This window comes from Bradyrhizobium nivariense (assembly GCF_029846695.2).
In the GTDB taxonomy this organism is placed as follows: Bacteria; Pseudomonadota; Alphaproteobacteria; order Rhizobiales; family Xanthobacteraceae; genus Bradyrhizobium.
Genome location: NZ_JARWCR020000054.1, coordinates 29121 through 50596 on the forward strand (window position 1 = coordinate 29121; position 21476 = coordinate 50596).

The window sequence follows — 21476 nt, forward strand, 5'->3', positions numbered from 1 at the left end:
CAGGCCTCTCATTGTTCGGAGACCTGAGGGTTCGCGCTGAAAGGCGTGGTGACTTCGTTATTGATTTGGACCGGCGATCCGTTGTGCAGCTTGTTCTGCCCGGCCGTGACCACGACATCGCCAGGCTTGATTCCATCCAGCACTGCGACTTGGTCGCCGCGGGTCTGGCCGGCTTTCACGAAGACCTGGTGCGCGATCTTTTGCCCCTGCCCACTCTCGTCCCCGCCGGCATCTTCGATCAGATAGGCAATATCTCCATACGCGTTGTAGTAGATCGCCGTCTTCGGCAGCGTCACGTAATCCTTCTGCGTCCCCACATCGATATCGACGGTCGCAAACATTCCCGGCAGCAGCTTCTCGTCGGGATTCTTGAATGTCGCCCGGACCTGGACGTTCCGGGTCGCCGTATTGACGAGGGAGTTGATCGCCATGATCGTGCCGATGAATGTCTGATCCGGATAGGTGTCGACCTTCGCAATGACGGGTTGGCCGACCCTGATCTTTGCCAGGTCCTGCTGCGGCAGGTAGAAATCCACGAAGATCGGATCGAGCTTCTGCAGCGTTACGATCGGCGTCCCCGGCGCGATATACTGGCCGAGGTCGACCTGACGGATGCCTATTCGGCCGGAGAAAGGTGCTCGGATCGACTTGTAGCCGACAAGCGCCTGTTGTTGCGCAACCTGCGCCTGGTCGTTCTTGAGCGTTGCCAGGTCCGTATCAGCAGTCTGCTGGCTTACGGATTGGCTCTTGAGCAACCTGACGTCGCGATCGTAGTTGAGCTGCGCCAGCGCCGTCATCGCCTCCAGAGCGTGCAAATGCGCGACGTCATCGGCGTCTTCCAGCTCGACGAGCAATGTTCCCTGCTCGACTTCTTCGCCGGACTGGAAGTGGATGGCTTTGACTGTACCGGCGACCTGCGAACTGAGGTCGGCCCCCTTTTCCGCCCGGGTGCTACCCACGGCCTCCAGGCGGTCCTGCCACCGCTGCGTGCCGGCTGTGATCGTGGAAACCGTCTGCGGCGGGTTGCGCAGTCCGGCGATCGACTTCTGGATCATTCTGGCCCGAAAAGCTTCAAACCCGAACACCGACCCCAAAACCAGTCCGACGGCGACCAGCATGATGGCCATGCGTCGAAGCATCCGGGAGGTCTGGCTTTTGGAAGGAACGGCGCTTTTCATTGCCGTTGACCATCAGTTGTGGCGCCCGCGCCGCGCTTCGTCCCCCATCGATTTCCGAGATGCAGTTCCAGGACTGATCTCGAAACGACTATTGAAGGCGACGGTTCCCGACACCTCTTTCACGGCGGGAACTGCCTAACAAATCGTCGCGATCCGCGGCCAGAGTTCATAGCCCGGAGGCCGGTTGAGACCGTAGGCTGGCTGGGCATCAGGAACGCCCGGAGGCAACCCACGCTACGAAGGCCGCCCGTGCATCGACCGGAATGGTGAGCGACAGCGAGAGCGCCTGGCAGCCGGTATCTTGCCTGAGCCACTCCTCGCGCCGTTCTCAGGTCCGCGTTGAGGCGCCGGGCCGCTTCCGCCACCGCAGCAGGGTTTGCCGCGCGCCGGAAATTGGAACTCATGTGGCCCCGCCGTACGGTGTTACCCATGCGCAATTGTACCTCATAGCGCACTTGCATCTAAGCCCCGATGATGTTGCAAGCAGAAAATCCGCTTCGTGGTTGCGGGCTTTTTTGAGTTTAGTTGTTGGAGAGTGAAAGCGTCTGGAAGTGAACTGGATCTCGGTACGAATAGAGAAGGCTGCCCCGAACAGATGTTGAGGCCACTGGTCCGCGCCGCTCGGAATGCAGAAGGCGGCCGATGCCTCACCCTGCGGTGACGCGTCCCGGCGGAGGTGGTAACCGGCTTCTGGCAGCACTGCTGCCACCGGACTTCGCTCTGCTGGCGCCCGAGCTGGAACCAGTCGCGCTCGATCAGGACGCGGTCCTCGCGCGAGCGGGTGACGAGGTCGAGCATGTCTTCTTCCCTCATAGCGGCGCCGTCTCGCTGATGATCGACATGGCGAACGGGCAGACGGTTGCCACCGCAGCAATCGGGTGCGAGGGAGCAGTCGGCATCCTCTCCGCGCTAGGGCCGTCACCTTCGGCCATTACCGCCATCGTGCACGCGGCAGGGACCGCCTCGCGGATTCCCGCCTCCCGATTTCGCGCCGCTTTCAACCGCAGCCCCGCGCTCCGGCACGCGCTCCAGGCCCACCTCAGCGCGATGCTGACACAGTTCCAGCTCGGCGCGGCCTGCAATGCGCTGCATCCGGTCCAAGTCCGCATGGCACGCTGGCTGCTCAATTTAAGCGACCACATTGACCACGACGTCCTCCCCCTCACCCAGGAAGCGCTGTCGCAAATCCTCGGTGTGCGACGAACGACGGTGACACTCCTGATGCGCAGTCTGCGCGCGTCGGGCGCGATCAGATCTGATCGACGAGGCCAGATCGAGATCGACCGATCGCGCCTCGCCGCGGTGGCGTGCGAATGCGGCGAGACCATGCGTCTCGAGGTTGAGGGATCTGCCTCGACCAATACGGCCCGATTTCGCTTTCTGGGTGTTGAGACTGTTGAGCGCGTCTCACTAGGTGCATTGGTTGCTCGTTCCGCGAAGGACTGCTCCGTGACCGCGCACCCGACCAGCGTTGGAAATAGGCTCTTGGCGGCGTTGCCGCCGGCGGATCTCGGCTTGCTCACGCCCCACTTCCAAAAAATCTCGTTCGAACCCGACGCCATGTTGGTGCGGTCGGGCGATGAACTCGACCAGGTTTATTTTCCCCATAGCGGCGCCGTCGCCTTCATGGTCGATATGCCCAACGGGCAAACGGTCGCAACCACGTTGATGGGGCGGGAAGGCGCATTGGCCTCGCTCTCCGTGCTCGGCCCATCGCGGTCGTCTGTGACCGCGATCGCTCGCGTGGCCGGCACCGCATCACGGATTTCCGCCGCGAAATTCCGACTCGCCTATGCGCGAAGCGCAGCCATCAGGCACGTGGTCCAGGTCCACGCCCGTACCCTGTTGTTGCAGCTCCAGCACGTAGTCGCCTGTAACGCGCTGCATCAGGTGGAAGGCCGCATGGCGCGGTGGCTACTGCAGTTTCACGACCGCGTTCCCGACGATGTGCTTCCGCTGACGCAGGAAGCGCTTGCCCAATTGCTCGGGGTCCGGCGGACGACGGTGACGTTGACGATGAGCAAGCTTCGCGCGGCTGGAGCCATCAGGTCCGACCGGCGCGGCTTCGTCGAGGTCGACCGGGCCCGGCTCGAAGGCGTAGCGTGCGAATGCTATACGCTGATGCAGCGCAGGATCGATCGCATGTCCTGCCAGGAATTATCCACGCCCCGACTTGCCCTTGCGCCGTTCCAGGAAAGCTCCGTCGTCACCTCCGGTGAAGCTGGCGAACACCATCCTGAAATCAAGGCCGCTTCGTCGGGGAGGAAATAGCGGGTCCTTCCGTCACGATCAGGCTCTCTCCGGTGTGAACAGGCGTCCAAGAGTGACCCCTCCACCGCTCGGCAGATCAATAGCTTAGCTCGCCGATCGGCGCCCGGTCGCCGCTGGCTGCGTTCGAAGCCTCGCGCCGTTTGATGATCAGGGCTATCCTTTCTCCGCCATAAAGCTTGGCCCCGGTGGCGGCTCTCGGGCGCAAGAAATGAGCCGCACTGTTTGCGTTGGTGATCAAATGACGCACGGCGGCCAGAAGGGTTTCGGCATGACAAAGCACGGCCGATCCGGGCACGCGACCCGATCGCCGCGCTTCCGCTTCCTGCAGAAGCTCGAAGCGCAAAAGAATGATCGGAAGGACCGCTCTCGGATCAAGGACCCGAAACAGTCCGTCGAGGAGCTATTCCATCCCCGGAAAGCAACATGAGTCCTGACGAACTATCCGCGCTCGCGGCGTTCGATCTACTCGAAATGATGTTCAAGAGCCCACCGCTCGCGCGGCGGCGGTTCGGCCCCCTCATTGCGCCCCGTGGATTGCTGCTCTCATTAGATTTAGATTTCGACGGTTATCGCCCCCAACGGTCCTGCCACATTTTTTCACCGATCTGGCAAGGTATCCGCGGCTCTTTCTCGGCGGCCGGAACGATCCGGTACCCTGGCGTTCGGCCCGCAACCTCGAGCACGAGCTTGGCGCGGATCGCTTCCTTGAAATGATCACGATCCTTGATCGACACGACGAAAGCGCCCGGTCCACCAATGACGCAGTCCTCGTAATAAAAATCGAGGTTGTCGATATCCATTGTCGAATAGGACGGCTCCTTCACCATGATCGGGAGTCCGTTGATGATGATGCCCTTCTCTAGTGCCACATCGCGAGCGCCGGTGACAGGCTCGCCGTTGTTGTTCGGGCCGTCGCCGGAAATGTCGATGACGCGCCTTAAGCCCCGATGAGGATTTTCGTCGAATAGCGGCACCGCGAAATTGATCGCGCCAGAGATCGAGGTGCGCGAGCCCCGACGAACCGGCGCCTTCATGATTTCGCCGGCGACGGCGTCCGCCGTCTCCGGGCCGTCGATCACTCGCCAGGGAATGATGATCTTCTGGTCGGTCGATGCCGACCACTCGAAATAGGTTACGGCTACCTTGCTGGTCGGACCGTTCTTCAGCGCCTGAAGGAAATCTTTCGAGACGATGGCCTGCGCATAGCCCTCGCGCTGGACCGCGAGTTCGTCCAGATCCATCGAATAGGAAACGTCGACCGCGATAACGAGTTCAACATCGACGGATGGCGGATTGTTGTTGACGTCCGCCAGCTGCGATCTTGGGTTGGGCGCGGCACTGCCGGCACCCGCGGCCATCGTCCCCGCGATCAGCGCCGCCCCGATCGAGACACACCAGCGCATGGCAGCTCTCCCGTCGTTTCAAACGGATGGTGCCACGCAAACTGGACTTGGAAAAGCGGGAACATGCGCCACGAGGGCATCGAGGTGTGGCACAGCTGGCAGGTCGCCGACGAACAGGCTGATGGCGATGTCGCTCTTCATGGTGAAGTACCGCGATGTAGGGGGATGCACGATGTCAGGGACATTCGGCTTCGGTACCGGCGTCAACCCATAGACGGTGCTTCCTTCACACCCAGGAGAGATGATATCTCGCCACGTGTCGCCGCAGGTAGCCTTCGCCTTCCACGCCATCCAGCTGCGCATCGCGTGCGGTATAGAAGTTGACCGCGCTCGCCATCATGTCCTTTCGGAGATTCGGGCCGTTTCGATCGCGATTTGACGGTAAAGCGGCTTCCCCGTGATCTGGAAGGCAGCCGTATATAGGCACCGCATACTCTCGCGTGGCTTCGAATGCCCGACCAGTTTAGATAATCGGCTAAGCGTGGCCACGCATCACAACCGCCCTGCCATCGTAACCTGAGCCCTTGGCGCATTAAACTGGTTTCGTGTGAAGTTTCGGCCTGACGCTTGGAAAAGGTTACCAGCACCCAAAAAAATCTCATGCCAGCCTGTCCGTCGTCCGCGCTAAGTGCCACGAGCTCCTTATCGCAACGGCACGCACTGCGATTGCGAATGCGTTCCCTCGGCAATTGCCTGACATCGTGGTTTGGCGCCCGGGGCGGTCTCCGGTCGTAGATTGCGCCAGCTCATCGCCCACTGACGGCATCCCGCCTTGCGTTGGAACCTCCGATACGCGCAACTGTTGTTGCCTCGGAGGCCTCAAGCAATGGACATGATCACGCGCACCATCGGCGCGGACGCTGCCCCTGCGGGACAAAATTCTCCAGTGAACTCGCACAACGAGTGGGATCCGCTGGAGGAAGTGATTGTCGGACGGCTGCAGGGCGCGACCATTCCGTCCGCTCATCCCGTTGTTACCTGCAACATTCCGGGCATGGCTGCGTGGGCTCAGTCGCGGGCCGCAGGTTGCCGCTATCCAAAGATCATGGTCGAACCGGCGCAGCGCGAGCTTGATGGCTTTGTCGCGCTGCTACAGTCGCTGGGCATAGTGGTAACGCGGCCGGAACCGACTGACTACAAAAGACGCTTCAGTACGCCTGAATGGTCTTCGCAGGGGTTCTGCAATTCCTGTCCGCGCGACAGCATGCTCGTGGTCGGCGACGAGATCATCGAAACGCCGATGGCTTGGCCGTGTCGCTACTTCGAGACGCACTCCTATCGTCCGATCCTGAAGGAGTACTTCCGACGAGGCGCACGCTGGACCGCCGCGCCTCGGCCGCAACTGACGAACGAGCTGTTCGATGCAGAGTTTCGTGTCCCCAAATGCGACGAGCCGATTTCATACATCCTAACTGAATTCGAGCCGGTCTTCGACGCCGCCGATTTCGTTCGCTGCGGGCGCGACCTGTTCGTGACCCGCAGCAACGTAACCAATGCATCCGGCATTGAATGGCTGCGTCGCCATCTCGGGGACAGTTATCGCATTCATGAGATCGAGAGCCGCTGTCCCAATCCAATGCACATCGATACCACTATACTGCCGCTTGGGCCCGGCAAGATCCTGATCAATCCCGAATACATAGACGTCGACCGTCTCCCGGCCATCTTGAAAAAATGGGAAATCCTTGTGGCCCCCGAGCCAGACCCGATCACCGATCGCATGCTCAAGATCACTTCGCTATGCGGGAAATGGCTCAACATGAACGTGCTAACGGTGGACGAGAAGCGCGTCATCGTCGATCCGCATCATACCGCAACAATGCGCGCGATAGAGAGATGGGGATTCGAGCCGCTTCCCTGCGAGTTCTTGCACTACGCCGCATTTGGCGGCGCCTTCCACTGCGCCACGCTCGACGTCCGGCGACGCGGCAGGTTGGAGAGTTATTTTTGAGGCTCCGACCCTCCGCATCCATATCGCGTTGCACGGCCTAAGAGGTGATCTTCAGTCCGATGATGCCCGAGACAATGAGGCCGATACAACCAAGCCTAAGCAGCGTCGCGGGCTCATTGAAAAGATAGATGCCGAGCGCCGTAGTGCCGATGGCGCCAATGCCCGTCCACACCGCATAGGCCGTACCGACCGGCAACGACCTAAGGGCAAGGCCGAGGAATCCAATACTGGCCAACATGGCGACGGCGGTGCCGATCACGGGTAATAGGCGCGCGAATCCTTCCGTGTATTTGAGGCCAATCGCCCAGGCGATTTCGCACAGGCCAGCAACGAGCAGGAAGAGCCAAGCCATGGGAGATCCTCCTTAAGATGTTTCTTCATCTCAGTTCCTCTCCACGCTCGTTGCCAGTCGTGCTGTGTGTCCGCATAAGAAAAACAGGTGCAGCGAAGAATTATGTATTCGAAAACGAGGAAAACAGACTATTTCAGCACGCGGGGAGACTTCACTTTTTTCTTCAACGCAAGCGCCCAAAACCCCACACGGCCAGTCGGTATACAGAAGAACGCCCCGTCCCGGTCCGGCCGTGTTTCGCCTGTCTACCACGGTCTCGCTCGAATATCTGCGATGGTACCATTGAGAGATGTCGACGAACCCGGAAAATGTCTGTTTGGCGGGGAAGACGGGAAGTGATTGGGGGCGCGGTCAGAGTGACGCGACGACCCGACTCGGCGGTTGCCGACGGTGCACCCCGGAGATTGGGCGAAGGCCTTTGGTCGCCGCGAGATCACCTTAGAGCACGGAGATGAGAGTTCGGCTCTTTCGTCTACTCGAAGCGTAGTGTCGCAATCGGATCAAGCCGCGCAGCCCGATGGGCCGGATATCACCAGTCGTTCAACCTATAGTGGGCAACTCGCCGCTTCGGGTTCAAGATAGCCGTTTAGCAGCAGCACGATCCGTCCCAAGGCTCTCGCGAGTATTTAAGCACTTAGAACCAGTGGGATTACGGTGCGGTACTTTCCGGCGGAAGATGGAACTGGCGGTTCGGCGGCCAACTCGACAGACACGTGAGCGAGCCCATGCTCATTCAGCAGCTTGGTCAATTCGGAATGCACCGCCCGCCAAACCCGGTTTGGGTCAGTGTCGGCTGCGGGACGTAGGCGAACGCGCAAATGCGTTGGCGCAGTCTGCACTATCTGAAACAACTCCACACCGGGTACATGATCGATCTCAAGCGCGAGCAATGGCACTGCGACTTTCTCTCCGCGTTCGGTTGGAAACGTGACGATGTCGGCAGCGCGGCCCCGCACGCGGATCGCCGGAAGCGGGTTGCCGCAAGGGCAAGGATCAGGTCGTTGCAGGATGCGGTCGCCTAGATCGTAGCGGAGGATCGGCTGCACGCGATTGGCGAGGTTGCTCACGAGGACCGTATGCGACTCCTCGCCGGGCGGAACCGGCCGATAGCTCGCATCGACGGGTTCGAGGATCACCCAATCGCTGTTGACATGATGCCAACCGTGTTCACAGCCGACGGCCATGAACAGGCATTCCGTCGCGGCGTAAACGGTCCGGACCTTGGCGTGGAATGCCCTTGCGATCCGGTCGTATCCGTCCTGCGAAAGCCCTTCCGAAGTCGGAAGAACCAGCACCGGCCGAATTTGCAGGCGACCGCCATCCTGCTCGCCGGCCAATAGCGCCATGACGCTGGCGTATCCGATGAGCAGAGCCGGGCGGAACCAATTGAGTTCAGCGACTAGATTGCGCAGCGGCGCCTGTGCCGGGAGCGCCCGTAATCGTCGGGCCGACCATTTTGTGCGGATTGCAGCAAAGCTGGTTGCGCCGATGTAATGGCCTTCCATCGCCAGCACCGACGCCGCGCGGCCGCCGCGGACGAGGAGACGAAACCTGTCGCTGGCGCTGAGCCAGCCCGTTATCATGCGCAGCGAAAAAGCGAGTGTGACCGTCCAATTGTGTTTGTCCAACAGAAATATTCCAGGTGTCCCGGTGCTGCCCGAAGTGGTTGCCACGGAATACTTGCCAAGGAGGCGTTGCCCGATCAGCTCAGGGTTATCGACGAACGCACGCACTGCCGCGAAACTAATCTCGCGGTCGGTGACCCAGTCGTCAAAATGACGCATTAGCTCTTGCTTATTAGCCACCGGCAGCACGGACGAACTCTCAATCTGTTCCGGCAGACCCTGATAGAGTTCGCGATAATAGGGTGAGTTGGCGCGAGCGAAGGTCACGGCCTCGCCAAGGCGAGCACGTTGTCGCTGGGCGATGGCGTTGAGACCTTGCCTTCTTGCGCGGTGCGCATCGAGCAATACCGATGAGATGCTTTCGCTCATGATAAATGAACCCACAGCAGGCGAGCGCGTGGCGATGACATTCGATTTCAAACAGCCGACAGATGCCGGTACCAATTACGGGCCGAACGCGCGCTAGCTAGCCCAACAGGTCGCCCCTGTGTAACTTGTCTTCGATCACCACCGACCAAGTCGCCGTCCTCGCGCTCTTCCGCGTGGTCAACGGCTGCGAGGGTAATTTGCCCCCGATGCCCGGCGTGTTTCCGGGCTATCCGGCGCCAGTGATCCGCAATGTTGGCGATCAGCACGGGATGGTGCTGCCGCGACGCGGCCGTCCTTTTCAGCGTAGCCAAAAGGTCTCAATCACGCAGCAACGGACGCCTATCGGGCTGCCAGCCGGAGCGTCATGTGCGAGATGCCGAGGGCAAGGTTGACACCGGACTGCCCCTGCACTCGCTCATCTGGTCCCGGCCGAATCGCGACTGAGACGCCGCGCAGAACGCCCCCCCGCGCGGCGGGGCCTTTGTGCATGGGCGGAAAGGAGAAACGAAAGGCCAGCAAGCGCTGCTTCATTGCGTCGCCCCGCTTCCCTAGCGCCCTTCCGGTTCAGGCGCGTCTCAAGCCTTGCGCAGCGCGTCGGCGCGGATGCGCTCAAGTATGGCCGTCTTCAAATCGTGCAAACCCGAGTTCATGTCCGAAACTTGTAGCACTTTTTCGGACAGCGGGACGAACCCCGGTCCGAAACTCAAATTGCTCCGTCGGAAGTTCGTCGCTTCCGGCGATGCATGGCAAAACCTCTCCGCTGGGGCCAGCATCCTGGCTTCGAGCCGTTCGGTATCGGCGCCCGTGACCGAGGCTGTCCCGTAAGAGTACGGGATTTGCCGATATGTTCATTGAATGCCTTGCCTTTCGGGAGCGCGTTCAACCGAATGGGGCCCAGCGTGGGACGTGCCGGAGGGCCAGTGGACGAACGGAAATCCATCAACGTGAAGGGCTTTCAAGCGCTCCGGCTGCTGCGTGCGTTCTCCAAGATCGCGGATCCTAAATTGCGACAGCAAGTCATCACGTGTGCGGATTCCGGGGATTGCGGCCAGGGATTCCGATTGAACGCGACCATGCATTCCGATCGAAGGCGGCCACCTGTTCCGACGAAGGCGGCCGGGGAGTCGTTGCCGGCATGAGGAGTTGGGTCAGGTTTTCTTGGCTGCGTCAAGATTGGCGCGCTGCGCAGTGATCTTTCGCATGCTGTCTCCGTTGAGTGCGAGGCGGTGAGCGTTGTGGACGAGCCGATCGAGGACGGCGTCGGCGATGGTCGGGTCGGCGATGACCTCATGCCAATTTTCGATCGGTACCTGGCTGGTGATGATGGTCGATCCGCGCTGGTGGCGATCGTCGACGACTTCGAGGAGATCGCGACGCTGCTCGCCGGTAAGCGGGGCGAGGCCCCAATCATCGAGGATGAGCAAATCGACCCTCGATAGCGTCTTGAGGAGCCGCGCGTAGCGTCCGTCGCCGCGGGCGAGCGCAAGAGCTTCGAACAGCCTTGGCAGGCGATGGTATAAGACGGATCGATTATCGCGGCATGCCTTGTGGCCGAGCGCGCAGGCGATCCAGCTCTTGCCGACGCCGGTCGGCCCGGTGATGAGCAAATTTTGCTTGCGGCCGATCCAATCGCCATCGACGAGCTTGGCAAAGAAGGCGCGATCGATGCCGCGCGGCGCGCGCAGATCGACATCTTCGACGATTGCGGTCTGCCGTAGCGAGGCGAACTTCAGGCGCACGATGAGCCTTTTGTTCTCCCGCTCGGTTGCTTCGCGATCAATCATCAGGCCGAGCCGCTGCTCGAAGGTCAGCGCGGTGACGTCGGGTTGGCGTTGCTGATCATCGAAGGCCTTGGCCATGCCGGCGAGCCCGAGAGCGGCAAGACGTTCGTGGGTGTGGTTGCTGAGCATAAGGTCTCCTTCTTGCTGGTCAGTGGTAGTAGCCGCGGCCCCGGATGTTGCCGTGCTGGATGGGATCGGCGTCGGGGGTGGTGTCAGGAAGGAAGGCCTTGTCGAGGCCGGTCTTGAGGATCGAGGCGATCGACCGATAGCTCGCTGCGCCGATGCTGATGCCACGGCGGCATGCGGCCTCGAGACGCTGCGCCCCATAGGTCCTCTCCATCCGCAGGATACCGAGACAGGAGCGGAAGCCCTGCTCAGGATGGGGCTTTGTCCGCATGATCGCCTCGCACAGCGCGACCGTGGACGGACCGATCTTCTCGGCGGCGGCCAGCAGACGCGCCGGCGTCCAGAAGGCGTATCGGCGATGCGCGCTCGGCATGTGCTCTGGGATCGTCGTGTGCCGGCGCTTCAAGCCCGAGCGTGCGTGGCTAGCGATGCGGGTGCCGCGATGGAATACCTCGATGGTAGCCTCGGTGGCCCGCACCTCGACGACCTGGCGGATCAAGCGGGATGGCACCGAGTAGAAGTGTCCCTGAACTTCGACGTGGTAATCCGGCGCCACGCGCGCGCGGCGCCATTCGGCATACTGATAGGGCTCGGGCGGCAGCGGCATCAGGGCCGGACGATCGATGGTGTCGAAGAACTCACGGCGGCTGGCACCGAGCTTGCGCATCAGGCGGGCATTGAGGTCGTCGACCAGGATGCGGATCGCGACGTTCAACTCGGCGAGCGAGAAGAAACGCCGATTGCGCAGCCGCGCCAAAATCCATCGCTGAACGATGAGAACCGCCGCCTCGACCTTGGCCTTGTCGCGCGGCTTGCGCGGCCGCGCCGGCATGATGGTGGTGCCGTAATGGGCCGCGAGATCCTGGTAGGTCCGGTTGACCCCCGGCTCGTAGCGGCTCGCCGTCGTGACCCCGGCCTTCAGATTGTCGCAGACGAGCGCCTTCGGCACCCCGCCCAGGAAGGTCAGCGCATCCACATGGGCGCCGATCCAGTCGGGCAACGCCTCGCTGAACCGAGCTTGGACGAATGTGTAATTCGACGCTCCCATGACCGCGACGAAGATCTTGGCGGCGCAGACCTCCCGGTGAGCCCGTCGAACACCGGCACGGTATCGCCGGCGAAGTCCACGAACAGCTTTTCGCCGGCCGCGTGGGTCTGCCGCATCGTCGCCGTGATCCCGTGGCGCCATTCGACGTAGAGGTCGCAGAACCGGCTGTAGCCGTAGCCGTCGGGATGATGCCCGCGGTATTCCTCCCACAGCAGCGCCAGCGTTACGCTGCGGCGGCGCAACTCGGCATGGATGTGTCCCCATTCCGGAACCGGCTTCAATCGCGGCGGGTTGTAGCCGGCCGGCGCGAACAGCTTGCGCTCCAGCGCAGTGTCGTCGAGCTCCTCCGGGATCGGCCAGGTGATGCCGATCACCGCAGCCCGGCGGACATACTCCGCGATCGCCGTGCGACCGATCCCGACCGAGCGGGAGATCACCCGATCGCTCGTTCCACAGGAATACTTCAGGCGTAGAACTTCTCGAATCTTCCGCATCGGCAATCTCTCGGCGGGCATCGGACCTCCCATTGCGTGAACCGCAAAAGGAGGGACCTTGCCCCGTTCAGATTGCCGACAACGCCCCCCGTCTCACCCTATCAACAGGGTGGCCGCCTTCCGTCGGATTGGGTGGCCGCTTTCGATCGGAATCGGTGGCCGCCTTCCGTCGGAATCGGTGGCCGCTTTGCCTCGGATTCCGCATCACGTGCCCAGAGAAGCTCGCATCGGATGCGCCGATCCTCCCGAACAAGCCGCCTACGGACAGCGCGGGTCACTAGAAGTGGTGGTCTGACCCGGCCCCACCCGCCGCACATTTCCGGCTGCGAAGAGCTTCGTTGGCGGTCACTGCATCACCTACGGCTCGTGGCGAAGGGCGGAACAGTGCAAAGCCGCAGCCCCCGGCAATCCGGAGTCCCTGCTCGGCGTTAGCAGCGCGGAACGGGTCCCGTGCGGAAGCATTCGGGTCGGCTGATGCTCACCCTATTGCTCATCCAAATAGCCGAGCCAGCGCGTCCGATTGCTCGGCGAATTTTCGGGCGTTGGTCTTCCGCAGCCGTTCCAGGTTTTGCAGCTTCCATCGAAGACCGGGAAGCTGCTCCAAGTGCGGCACGCCCAGTAGCGACCATTCGGGCTCTGCGGCAACCAGTGACAGCAGGAAGCGGCGCTCATCGGCGGTCAGACCTTGCTGCAGTTCGCGCATCATTCGCTCGCGCGCGCTGCCAAGAGCGCATCGAGTTCTACGGGCTCGGTGGTCATGCCCGCGAAATTGTGTTCGAACTCCTGGCGGATGTCGCGCAGCGACGGAAACAGGACCTCGTGCACCGGCCGGTTATGGCTCGCGAGATAGATGACGAAAGCGCGGCGAATGCCGACCGTGATTCCCTCGTGCGCGAAAAGCTGCGTGACGTCGAACAAATCGCGGGGATGCTGGCGGTCCATCGCCGCAACCAGTTTGCCGCCATATACGTCTTCGAACGACGCCACCGGGATTTCGAGATCCGCCTGCAGCGTGTCGCGCGCGGCCTCTGTCAGCGACGCCATGTGCACCGGATGGACGGTGCCGCGCATGACGAAGTTGACCTCGATCTTGACCTCAATGCCGCCTCGCCGCACCATCAGCTTGGTCTCGCCGGATTCCGTCGCGGCCGGCGCATGAGTCAGAAAGCCCTGCTTCTGCAGGCGCGCTGCCGACTGACGGATGGCCTCGTTGATGCGCCGCAGCGCCTGCTCGCGCGGCAGTGTGTGGTCGGGAAACACCAGATCGAGATCGACCGAGAGCCGCGGCATGTCGCGCACGAACAGGTTGATCGCCGTGCCGCCCTTGAGTGCGAACGTACCGTCGACGAGCACCAGCGACGCCACGCGCGTCAGCAACCGCGCGCTGTCGAGGTAGACCTGGTTCATGGCTTCAGCACCAGGAGCCCGTCACCGGAGCGGGACACCCAGGCCCTGTCGCTGCCCTTGGGCAGTTGAGACGGATCGAGCTTGCTGGCCCAGGGCTGAGAGAGTTCGCGGCCAAGCTGCAGGCACAGACGCACGGTCTTGACGCTGGTGCAGCGCTTGAGCAGGTCTCGCAGCAGATCGGCACGCAGGCTGTAAGTGCTTTCGACCAGCTCGCGCGCTTCTTGCAGCGGCTGCCGGACGCCGACTTCGCTCAGCACCTCCAGCAATGCGCGTTCCGGCGCCGAGACGAGCGGGCCGCCCTTGCGGCTCTCGAAGGGCCGGACATGAAGCAGCGCGCCGGGTTCTTCCTTGAAGAGTCGCTTGCGGTGGTACTCGGCCGGGAAGCGCTGGGTGAACCACTCCGGAAGGCGTCCGGCTTTCCAGCCGTATAGATGGAGGACGGGCCGCTGGGGGACGTACTGGCGGATGCCGTGCCAGTCGAAGGCCGACTTGCCGCCGACATGCAATCCTTCGAAGCTCCGCTGCAGCAGGACGAGGCTCGGGTGCAAAGTGGGCGGATCGTTTGGCCGGCAATAGACGCCGCGTGCCAACCGTTGCAACCAGCCGGCACGGACATAGTGGACGGCAAGGTCAGCCGATATCCCGAGGGCGGCGAGGTCATCGGAGGTCAGCGGCGCCCCCGGCGCCAAGCGGGTATAGAGCCTGTTTAGCTTGTTTCTTTGGGTCTTAGCCATGCTACGATAATAAGAATTATATCAAAGTCCTGCAAGCTGAATTGGAAGTCGAAGTCGTAGTCAGGCTACGATAACCCGGATTAAGCTAAGAAGACCCGAAGATCGGCCAGGAACTCGTCAGCTGCGGTTGCGCTATGCTCGGTGATACCCGCCAGGCACCACGTGGTGCGCAATTCGGGTCTACTCACCGGTGCACGAACGCGCCTACTCTCCGCTGACAAGAAACCTTGCCGGCGAATCCACCCCATGCAGAAGTCACCGCCCGATCCTAATGTCGCCGATGCCGCGCCGACCGCGCCAATTCTGACCGGCTATGACGAGCAGCACCTGGTCACCTATCTCCGTCTGCTCGACGCCGCCGCCGATGGCGCCGACTGGAAAGAGGTCGCGCGGACCGTGCTGCATATTGACGTCGCGCGCGAGCCGGATCGGGCGCGCCGGGCGTGGGAAACCCATCTCGCCCGTGCCCGCTGGATGACCGAGCATGGCTACCGGCATTTGCTGCGGGGCGGGGCACTGCACTGAGGGCGCCTACAGAATCCCCCAAGCCCGATATCGTCCCCTGCCGGTCACCTCCCGCAGGTCAAGCTCGCCGACCAGGTCCTGAGCGGCGCGCGGCGTGATCTTAAGCTCCTTCGCGATCATACCGGCCGAGGCGATCGGCCGGGTCAGCATATAGTCGAGCAGCGCCGGCAGTTTTGACGTGACGCGACGGCCGGCGAGTTTTCGGGCGAGTAAGGTTCGCTGGTTAAGCCAGCGGTCGTGGTCCTTGAGACCGGCCGCCGCGGCAGCGGTGATGGCCTCGAGTTGCACGGCGAGTCGCGCCGCCGCGTCGCGCGGCCGCCGGCGTTCGCGGGGGATGGCCTTCAACCCGTCATGCAGGCAGGGCAGATGCCAGCGGGTCTTGGCCCGCGCGCGCAACACGCTGGCTGCCAGCAGCCGGCCGAGCCAGGGCGTGTGCTGCAGCGGGGCGATGGCGTCCCAAGCCTCAGTCGCAAGCGCGGCCGCGAGCGTCGGCGGCAATATGCGGGTCTGCTCGACCACGGCGCGCCAGTCGTCGAGACGCGCGTCCTCGTCCCAGTCGGGGTCGTAGACCAGTGGGTCCCGCTCGGACTGGGTGCGACTCCCGCCGGCGAGTGTCCGCTCCGCCTTGGCATTCGCGGCGTCCACCGCGGCGAAGGCGGCGGCCAGGTGCAGGTCGGACTCGATGCCGCCAAGCGGCGTGTCGAGATCAGCGTCTCCGCTATCGTAGCCGCCGACGAAGCTTCGCTCCCCTTCCTTTCGGATGCCCCTGCCCTCCTCCCACTCGCCCTGCCCGGTGCGGCCGCGCAAACTGTCGAGCCCCGCCGGCGATGGCGCCCAATCCGGCTTCGCGTCGGCGATGCGGCGCCGGGTCCGTAGCATGGCGTGGGCGCGGGTGAGTTCGTGGGTCGGGGCGCGGATGTCCATGCCGGCGTCGTGGAGAACCAGATCTTCGAGGTGGACCAATTCACCTTCCAGCCACAAACTGGCGCAGGCGTCAGTATAATGTGTGCGCGCAATCCAGCCGTCGCGGATCGGGCTCTTGGCCAGGCGTTCGTCGAGCCGGGCAAGCGCGTCCTCGGCGATGGCGAGCGGGCCGGCTAGCTGAGCCCAAGGCAGTGGATCGGGAATTGAGTAACCATTTTGCAAGGTCTTGATAACCTTAACAGGAATCGTTCAAACGGAAGCTATCACGGGAATAACTTCGGTCATAGCGACAGGCTGGTTCCCCGTGGCGCTCGCTGTCAATAACCACTGCTTATCGATTGAGCAGACCGTTAAAGCGCATCAGCAATCCGAGGGCCGCAGCCCGGTAAACTCCCTGCCCTGGTCTGGACAAGTCCCCTTCTTTCCGCGCGCCGCGGCCGCCTCAGCCGGGCCGCTTAGGCGGCTTCGATATCGGTTTGCGGAAAGTCACCGCCCTTGAACATCAAGGGCTGCCCCAGATGCCGGGCGCAAGCGTAGGCAAAACAGTCCCCGAAATTGAGGCTCGCCGGATGCCGGCCCGTGCCGAATCGGTCGAAGGCGTCGAGCGCGAGCCTTGCCGTTTCAGACGGCACCGCGACTACGGCGATCTCCATCAGCGCCAAATACTCATCGACCGCTTCGGCGGCGGCGCTGACCGAAAGATCCAGCACGCGCGCGGCCGCGACCGCTGCCTCCCATACAGCCAACGGTAACGTCACACGCGTTCCGGTCTGCTGCAGGCGAGCCAAAAGCTCGCGTGCCGCCTCCTCGTTGGTCAGGAGCGCGGTCAAAGCCGAAGCGTCGATGAACATCAGGTGTCCTCATACAGGCTGGCGCGGAACGCCTTGTCGGCGGGCTGTCCCTTGGCGGAGTCGCCCCTCGCGCGTAGATCCCGGCAGAACTGGACGCCAAGGTCGACCAAAGACGGCTTGCCCTGCTCGCGCTCGAACTCATGGGCGAGCGCCACGTGCACTGCTTCGGTGAGGCCGAGTTTTTTTAGCGAGGCCACCTTGCGAGCGAGCGCGTCGATCTCCGGGTTCTTGATGTGGAAGGCCATGGCGCGTTCCTCTAGACCGCATCGTGTATACCGATATGTCATCATGGATACACTGACGGAAGGGCCGGCCTCGTCGTTTGCGCCTCTAAGACGTGCGGCCTTCGTGGCGTGTGAGGGCAACTTTTATGGTTAGTTATCTATGAACACCCGCCCTCTCCGTCTCCCGGATGCTGCTTTCCTCAGGGCTGTCCTCGCAGATCATCTGGCTAATAACGAACATCCCGCCCTCGCCCGCTCCTTCCTTGCTTTGAATTCTGCGCGGCGCCGATCGACCTCGACTACTGATGCGATACCGATCGTGGCTCGACTGGTGCGACGCGCCTTGGCGAACTGAAGCGAGGGATGACCGCAGGGCACAAATTGTTGTCAGCTGACAACATCCATCGTTGGTAGGGCCCTGTTGTCAGCTGACAACAATCGCCCAGCGGGCGCTGCTGTCTGCCATGATCCGGCGGCGTCCATGGGTCAGATCGGCTTCGTTCGAGAGCACGCAGACCGGTATCCGCGCCAGCACCACCACAGGGAGATCTTCGACGGCCTTGCTGCTCGCCAAAGGAGCACCCCACGCCGGACGCCTTCCGATCAACCTCCCATTAGACCGGGCATTCAACCGCGAGCTCGGCCTGAACCTCGCCCCAAGGTCCTGAATGCGTTCGACTGCTTGGCCCCTCACGCCGGTCCATTGTTGCGCTGCTCGATTCGAGTCAACAGGAGGTTCCCGCGTGGCGATACGATGCGGGCTTTCGAGGAAAACCGTCCATATCCGGAAGCCTGGGCGATCTCGGCGCGCGATGCCGCGAATGGATCTGAAGGCCCGGCGTCGAGCCTCCCGGCTCAACATTGATCCGCACCACGGCATGCCGGCCGAGGTGACGGCCCGTTGCCGTTCCTTCGCCGGATCGCACGCGCCCGGGATGAAGCGATGATTGACGAGCTGCGACACTCCTGCATCGCTGGAAAGGGCAGGAGGGTCCCGTTGCAGCGCCGAGCCCTGAGGTCGATGTCGCGGCTGGCGATCCGTCGGTGTGGCAGTGCAAGAGAAGGAGCCAGCGCGGATGACCTGGGATGTGTCTGGTCGGTTGCTTGCGACCTGTTCGGCCGGCCGGCCAGTGGCCCCCCGCGACGGTGCGGTTCTTCTGCTCGCCCGTTTTTGGCGCGAACGGCGGCGTAAGCGAAGTGACGCGCCAGCCCCCCGATCGACACCGGGAAGGTCCGGCGCGCCGCCGATCCAAGCGAGACGACATCGTCGCTTTACGGTGTCTCGCCATCCAGCGCGGGCGTCTGAGGCCATTGTCGTGAACGAGGCGGGGAGGGTGCTTCTCGCGGGACTGCGGCGCCAGGCGTCGGGCGAATGGCAGGCGGCAGCCGACGCTACAAGGCGGCGCGATTCTCTAGAATTTGCAATACATGGCCTGAGATCAGAGCACTCAACGGAGGCTACGCACCGGGGCGTGTCCTGTCGCCCCGGCTCCAGCCGTGGCAGCACCGTTCAGCGCAGCGGTTGGCGAACCACAAAATGAAGCTCTGGGACTCGTGAAGGCGAGCCGACTCACGCCATAGTCGAGGGTCATCCCATTCGCGCCGAAGCCGTTGTTGTCAGCTGACAACAGCAGGGCGATGCACCAAAAAGGGCCCTGCGCGCCGTTTGGCGCGTCATCCAGCGTTAATAGCTCGTTAACCCTTTAATTCTTGCTCAAATCACAGAATCGTGGCCATCTCTCAAGACGGAGATCCGGCGTCTGACGCGCAGAAACCGTCTTGAGAAGGCAAATGGTGAGCTTGGCAGAAGATTCGGCGACTATGAGCGAGACCGCGTCTGCGCGGATCACTCGGCACGCGGGCATTCTTTCCGGCCAGCTTCGCTCGCTCGCGACAACTCTTTTCCCGCCTTCAGCGAGCAAGTCGCTCCGGTCGTTCACCTCTGGAGAGGTTGCGCGAATTGCTGGCGTGTCCGATGGGTACCTCCGACAGCTTTCGCTCGACGGACTTGGACCGACCCCAACAACGGGAATCGGGGGCCGGCGATCTTATACTCTGGCTCAGGTCCATGAGTTGCGCGGGTATCTAGCCACCGCGCGACCCCGAGAAGCATTAGAATTTCTCCCGCGCCGCCGCCCGGGCGACAAGCTCCAAATTATCACCGTCGCGAACTTCAAAGGCGGCTCCGCCAAGACGACGACGGCATTGTATCTGTCACAATACCTCGCCCTTGCCGGCTTTCGGGTCCTCGCGATTGACCTCGATCCGCAAGCTTCGCTTTCAGCAATGTTCGGGTACCAGCCCGAGTTTGACATTGGGGCGAACGAAACCCTGTACGGGGCCATCCGATATGACGAACACCGCCGGCCACTGCGCGAGATTGTCCGGCCGACCTATTTTGACGGGATCGGGCTCGTTCCAGGCAATCTCGAGCTTATGGAGTTCGAGCACACCACGCCTCGAGCAATGGTCGAACGGCGTGAACGCGGACACGACCTGTTCTTTCGCCGTGTCGCTAGCGCTATCGACCAGGTTGCAGACGACTATGACGTCGTTGTTATCGACTGCCCACCGCAACTTGGTTACTTGACGATGGGCGCACTAAACGCGGCGACCGCTATGCTGGTGACCATCCATCCGCAGATGGTCGATGTCGCATCCATGAGCCAATTTCTCCTGATGACGTCGGACCTCATGTCCGTCATCGAAGAAGCTGGCGGGCGCCTCGATCACGATTTCATCCGGTACGTCATCACGCGGCACGATCCCAATGACGTGCCTGAAGCTCAAATCGTGGCTCTCCTCCGTACCCTCTTTGGTTCGGATGTGCTCCAGGCCACTGTGTGGAAATCGACCGCGATCGCCAACGCCGGTCTCACGAAGCAATCGCTTTATGAGTTGGAGCGCGGCGCCGTAGGGCGGGGCGCCTACGATCGAGCGTTGGAGTCGGTCGACGCGGTCAATGCCGAAATCGCGCAACTTCTCAAGAAGGTGTGGGGTCGATGAGCAAACGTACTGACACTATCAAGAGCCTTTTCACGGCCCCGCAATCAGCTGCGTTGTCAGCTGACAACATGCCCAGCGCCTTGCCGCGGGTCTCGTCGGGCTCAGTCCGCTCGTTGAAAGACACTTTTTCCGGAGTCGAGAAAGAGAACGAGGAGCTTCGCGAAAGGATTGCCTCCGGGGCGATGATCCTTGAAATCGACCCCTCGCTTATCGATCCGTCACCACTGGCCGACCGGTTTCGCGACCAGGACGATAGTTCGTTCGAGGCACTTAAGCAGTCGATCGCACAGCGTGGTCAAGAGGTGCCCATTCTCGTTCGGGAGCATCCTGAAGCAAAAGGGCGCTACCAGAGTGCGTATGGTCATCGTCGCGTCCGCGCCACGCGCGAACTAGGTATTTCTGTCAAAGCGATCCTGCGATCGTTGTCAGATGAAGCGCTTGTCGTGGCGCAAGGACTCGAGAACGCGCCGCGCGAAGATTTGAGCTTCATTGAGCGCGCCAGCTTCGCGATGCATATCGAGGATGCCGGGCATAGCCGCTCAGTCGTGCAAGATGCGTTATCGGTCGATCGGGCGGAGGCCTCAAAACTTCTTGCCGTAGCTCGATCGGTTCCTGTCGAGGTCATTCAAGCAATCGGGAAGGCTCCGAAAGTTGGCCGCGGCCGCTGGCAGTCATTCGCTGAGTTGACCAAGGATTCCGCGGCGCTCAAACGTGTCAGAGCGGCGATCGCCGAACCAAAATTTGCAGAGCGAGAAACAGATGCTCGATTTCTCGCAGTATTTTCAGCAGCCAGTCGCCCATCTCGCGGGGAGACTCCGAAGCCGCCGGAAGAGAAGCCGGTCTTTTCCGCATCCGGCGACAAGATTGCGCACGTGCGTCAGGCCGAGCGCGAATTGAAGCTTACCATCGACAAGAATGTCTCGACGACGTTCGCGGCATTTCTTGTGGACCAACTCCCGGCCCTGTTCGACGCCTTTTCCAAGACGAGCAGTGGTCAGGAAAGTACCGAGGCCTGACGGTCTCGTCCCGTAAACCCGAACCAGGAGCAGACAAGGCAAAAGAAAAAGGCCCCCGAAACGGAGTTCCGGAAGCCCTTCTCTTCAAGTTTGGCGACTGACAGAGAATCACTTTCGCGAATCGCAGTCAAGAGTTTCTACGCGATTTTATCGTCGTTTCGGCGAGCAGGTTTTCTTTGCCCAGCTGAGGC

At 62.0% G+C, this 21476-nt stretch carries 18 protein-coding genes and 2 pseudogenes; 6 read left to right on the top strand and 14 right to left on the bottom strand.

The features are described 5' to 3' along the window. Positions 1–8: 8 nt before the first annotated feature. Entirely contained in the window at positions 9–1127 is a 1119-nt protein-coding gene (locus tag QCM77_RS32600; protein WP_279686206.1) for an efflux RND transporter periplasmic adaptor subunit, read from the bottom strand. Positions 1128–1820: 693 nt separating this feature from the next. Here QCM77_RS32600 and QCM77_RS32605 point away from each other — a divergent pair. Continuing rightward, a pseudogene (locus QCM77_RS32605) lies at positions 1821–2468 on the top strand (Crp/Fnr family transcriptional regulator); the annotation flags it as partial. Between the two features lie 159 nt (positions 2469–2627). Beyond that, positions 2628–3449 carry a Crp/Fnr family transcriptional regulator gene (locus QCM77_RS32610; protein WP_279686226.1) on the top strand — a complete coding sequence of 274 codons (822 nt, stop codon included), beginning with the start codon at positions 2628–2630 and terminating at the stop codon, positions 3447–3449. Between the two features lie 76 nt (positions 3450–3525). Here QCM77_RS32610 and QCM77_RS32615 read toward each other — a convergent pair whose 3' ends face one another. Next, complete coding sequence (locus QCM77_RS32615) at positions 3526–3792, bottom strand: hypothetical protein (RefSeq protein ID WP_279686207.1); 267 nt, start codon at positions 3790–3792, stop codon at positions 3526–3528. Positions 3793–4015: 223 nt separating this feature from the next. Next, the gene (locus QCM77_RS32620; protein ID WP_279667437.1) at positions 4016–4852 is read right to left on the bottom strand and encodes a DUF1194 domain-containing protein; all 837 of its coding nucleotides are present in this window, start codon (positions 4850–4852) and stop codon (positions 4016–4018) included. 826 nt (positions 4853–5678) lie between these two features. Between QCM77_RS32620 and QCM77_RS32625 the strand changes: the two genes are divergently transcribed. Continuing rightward, complete coding sequence (locus QCM77_RS32625) at positions 5679–6803, top strand: amidinotransferase (protein ID WP_279686208.1); 1125 nt, start codon at positions 5679–5681, stop codon at positions 6801–6803. A gap of 37 nt (positions 6804–6840) precedes the next feature. Here QCM77_RS32625 and sugE read toward each other — a convergent pair whose 3' ends face one another. From sugE to QCM77_RS32660, 7 genes and pseudogenes are all read right to left on the bottom strand, one after another. Then, positions 6841–7155, bottom strand: coding sequence for a quaternary ammonium compound efflux SMR transporter SugE (gene sugE / locus QCM77_RS32630; RefSeq protein WP_279667439.1), 315 nt, complete (start codon positions 7153–7155; stop codon positions 6841–6843). Positions 7156–7781: 626 nt separating this feature from the next. Then, the gene (locus QCM77_RS32635) at positions 7782–9149 is read right to left on the bottom strand and encodes a phenylacetate--CoA ligase family protein (RefSeq protein WP_279686209.1); all 1368 of its coding nucleotides are present in this window, start codon (positions 9147–9149) and stop codon (positions 7782–7784) included. 1148 nt (positions 9150–10297) lie between these two features. Next, positions 10298–11059 (bottom strand): IS21-like element helper ATPase IstB, encoded by a 762-nt coding sequence (gene istB, locus QCM77_RS32640; RefSeq protein WP_279686210.1) that lies wholly within the window; start codon positions 11057–11059, stop codon positions 10298–10300. A 19-nt stretch (positions 11060–11078) separates the two neighbouring features. Further along, positions 11079–12619, bottom strand: a pseudogene (gene istA / locus QCM77_RS32645) (IS21 family transposase). A 469-nt stretch (positions 12620–13088) separates the two neighbouring features. After that, positions 13089–13304 (bottom strand): hypothetical protein, encoded by a 216-nt coding sequence (locus tag QCM77_RS32650; protein ID WP_511337216.1) that lies wholly within the window; start codon positions 13302–13304, stop codon positions 13089–13091. Next, the gene (locus QCM77_RS32655; protein WP_279686212.1) at positions 13301–14005 is read right to left on the bottom strand and encodes a nucleotidyl transferase AbiEii/AbiGii toxin family protein; all 705 of its coding nucleotides are present in this window, start codon (positions 14003–14005) and stop codon (positions 13301–13303) included. Before QCM77_RS32655 ends, QCM77_RS32650 begins: the two co-directional genes overlap by 4 nt. Continuing rightward, positions 14002–14739, bottom strand: coding sequence for a type IV toxin-antitoxin system AbiEi family antitoxin domain-containing protein (locus QCM77_RS32660; protein ID WP_279686213.1), 738 nt, complete (start codon positions 14737–14739; stop codon positions 14002–14004). Before QCM77_RS32660 ends, QCM77_RS32655 begins: the two co-directional genes overlap by 4 nt. 246 nt (positions 14740–14985) lie before the next feature. Between QCM77_RS32660 and QCM77_RS32665 the strand changes: the two genes are divergently transcribed. Continuing rightward, complete coding sequence (locus QCM77_RS32665; RefSeq protein ID WP_347882407.1) at positions 14986–15264, top strand: DNA -binding domain-containing protein; 279 nt, start codon at positions 14986–14988, stop codon at positions 15262–15264. Positions 15265–15270: 6 nt separating this feature from the next. On the opposite strand, the gene QCM77_RS32670 is transcribed toward QCM77_RS32665, so the two are convergent. The 4 genes from QCM77_RS32670 to QCM77_RS32685 form a co-directional block, all read right to left on the bottom strand. Continuing rightward, on the bottom strand, positions 15271–16410 hold the full coding sequence (locus QCM77_RS32670) for an RHE_PE00001 family protein (RefSeq protein ID WP_462804359.1): 1140 nt from the start codon (positions 16408–16410) through the stop codon (positions 15271–15273). Positions 16411–16643: 233 nt separating this feature from the next. Then, the gene (locus tag QCM77_RS32675) at positions 16644–17039 is read right to left on the bottom strand and encodes a type II toxin-antitoxin system VapC family toxin (RefSeq protein WP_279686214.1); all 396 of its coding nucleotides are present in this window, start codon (positions 17037–17039) and stop codon (positions 16644–16646) included. After that, on the bottom strand, positions 17039–17284 hold the full coding sequence (locus tag QCM77_RS32680; protein ID WP_279686215.1) for a type II toxin-antitoxin system VapB family antitoxin: 246 nt from the start codon (positions 17282–17284) through the stop codon (positions 17039–17041). Before QCM77_RS32680 ends, QCM77_RS32675 begins: the two co-directional genes overlap by 1 nt. Positions 17285–17687: 403 nt before the next feature. Next, complete coding sequence (locus tag QCM77_RS32685) at positions 17688–17837, bottom strand: hypothetical protein (RefSeq protein ID WP_279686216.1); 150 nt, start codon at positions 17835–17837, stop codon at positions 17688–17690. Between the two features lie 1217 nt (positions 17838–19054). Between QCM77_RS32685 and repA the strand changes: the two genes are divergently transcribed. Next, positions 19055–20269, top strand: a complete 1215-nt coding sequence (gene repA, locus QCM77_RS32690; RefSeq protein WP_279686217.1) for a plasmid partitioning protein RepA — start codon at positions 19055–19057, stop codon at positions 20267–20269. Further along, complete coding sequence (repB, locus tag QCM77_RS32695) at positions 20266–21285, top strand: plasmid partitioning protein RepB (RefSeq protein WP_279686218.1); 1020 nt, start codon at positions 20266–20268, stop codon at positions 21283–21285. Before repA ends, repB begins: the two co-directional genes overlap by 4 nt. Positions 21286–21476 lie beyond the last annotated feature (191 nt).

What these genes read in the sequence shown, in the direction of transcription:
- QCM77_RS32600 (WP_279686206.1), bottom strand. Translation starts at nt 1,127, where the DNA reads ATGGCCATCATGCTGGTCGCCGTCGGACTGGTTTTGGGGTCGGTGTTC.
- QCM77_RS32620 (WP_279667437.1), bottom strand. Translation starts at nt 4,852, where the DNA reads ATGCGCTGGTGTGTCTCGATCGGGGCGGCGCTGATCGCGGGGACGATG.
- QCM77_RS32625 (WP_279686208.1), top strand. Translation starts at nt 5,679, where the DNA reads ATGGACATGATCACGCGCACCATCGGCGCGGACGCTGCCCCTGCGGGA.
- sugE (WP_279667439.1), bottom strand. Translation starts at nt 7,155, where the DNA reads ATGGCTTGGCTCTTCCTGCTCGTTGCTGGCCTGTGCGAAATCGCCTGG.
- QCM77_RS32635 (WP_279686209.1), bottom strand. Translation starts at nt 9,149, where the DNA reads ATGAGCGAAAGCATCTCATCGGTATTGCTCGATGCGCACCGCGCAAGA.
- istB (WP_279686210.1), bottom strand. Translation starts at nt 11,059, where the DNA reads ATGCTCAGCAACCACACCCACGAACGTCTTGCCGCTCTCGGGCTCGCC.
- QCM77_RS32650 (WP_511337216.1), bottom strand. Translation starts at nt 13,304, where the DNA reads ATGATGCGCGAACTGCAGCAAGGTCTGACCGCCGATGAGCGCCGCTTC.
- QCM77_RS32655 (WP_279686212.1), bottom strand. Translation starts at nt 14,005, where the DNA reads ATGAACCAGGTCTACCTCGACAGCGCGCGGTTGCTGACGCGCGTGGCG.
- QCM77_RS32660 (WP_279686213.1), bottom strand. Translation starts at nt 14,739, where the DNA reads ATGGCTAAGACCCAAAGAAACAAGCTAAACAGGCTCTATACCCGCTTG.
- QCM77_RS32665 (WP_347882407.1), top strand. Translation starts at nt 14,986, where the DNA reads ATGCAGAAGTCACCGCCCGATCCTAATGTCGCCGATGCCGCGCCGACC.
- QCM77_RS32675 (WP_279686214.1), bottom strand. Translation starts at nt 17,039, where the DNA reads ATGTTCATCGACGCTTCGGCTTTGACCGCGCTCCTGACCAACGAGGAG.
- QCM77_RS32680 (WP_279686215.1), bottom strand. Translation starts at nt 17,284, where the DNA reads ATGGCCTTCCACATCAAGAACCCGGAGATCGACGCGCTCGCTCGCAAG.
- repA (WP_279686217.1), top strand. Translation starts at nt 19,055, where the DNA reads ATGGTGAGCTTGGCAGAAGATTCGGCGACTATGAGCGAGACCGCGTCT.
- repB (WP_279686218.1), top strand. Translation starts at nt 20,266, where the DNA reads ATGAGCAAACGTACTGACACTATCAAGAGCCTTTTCACGGCCCCGCAA.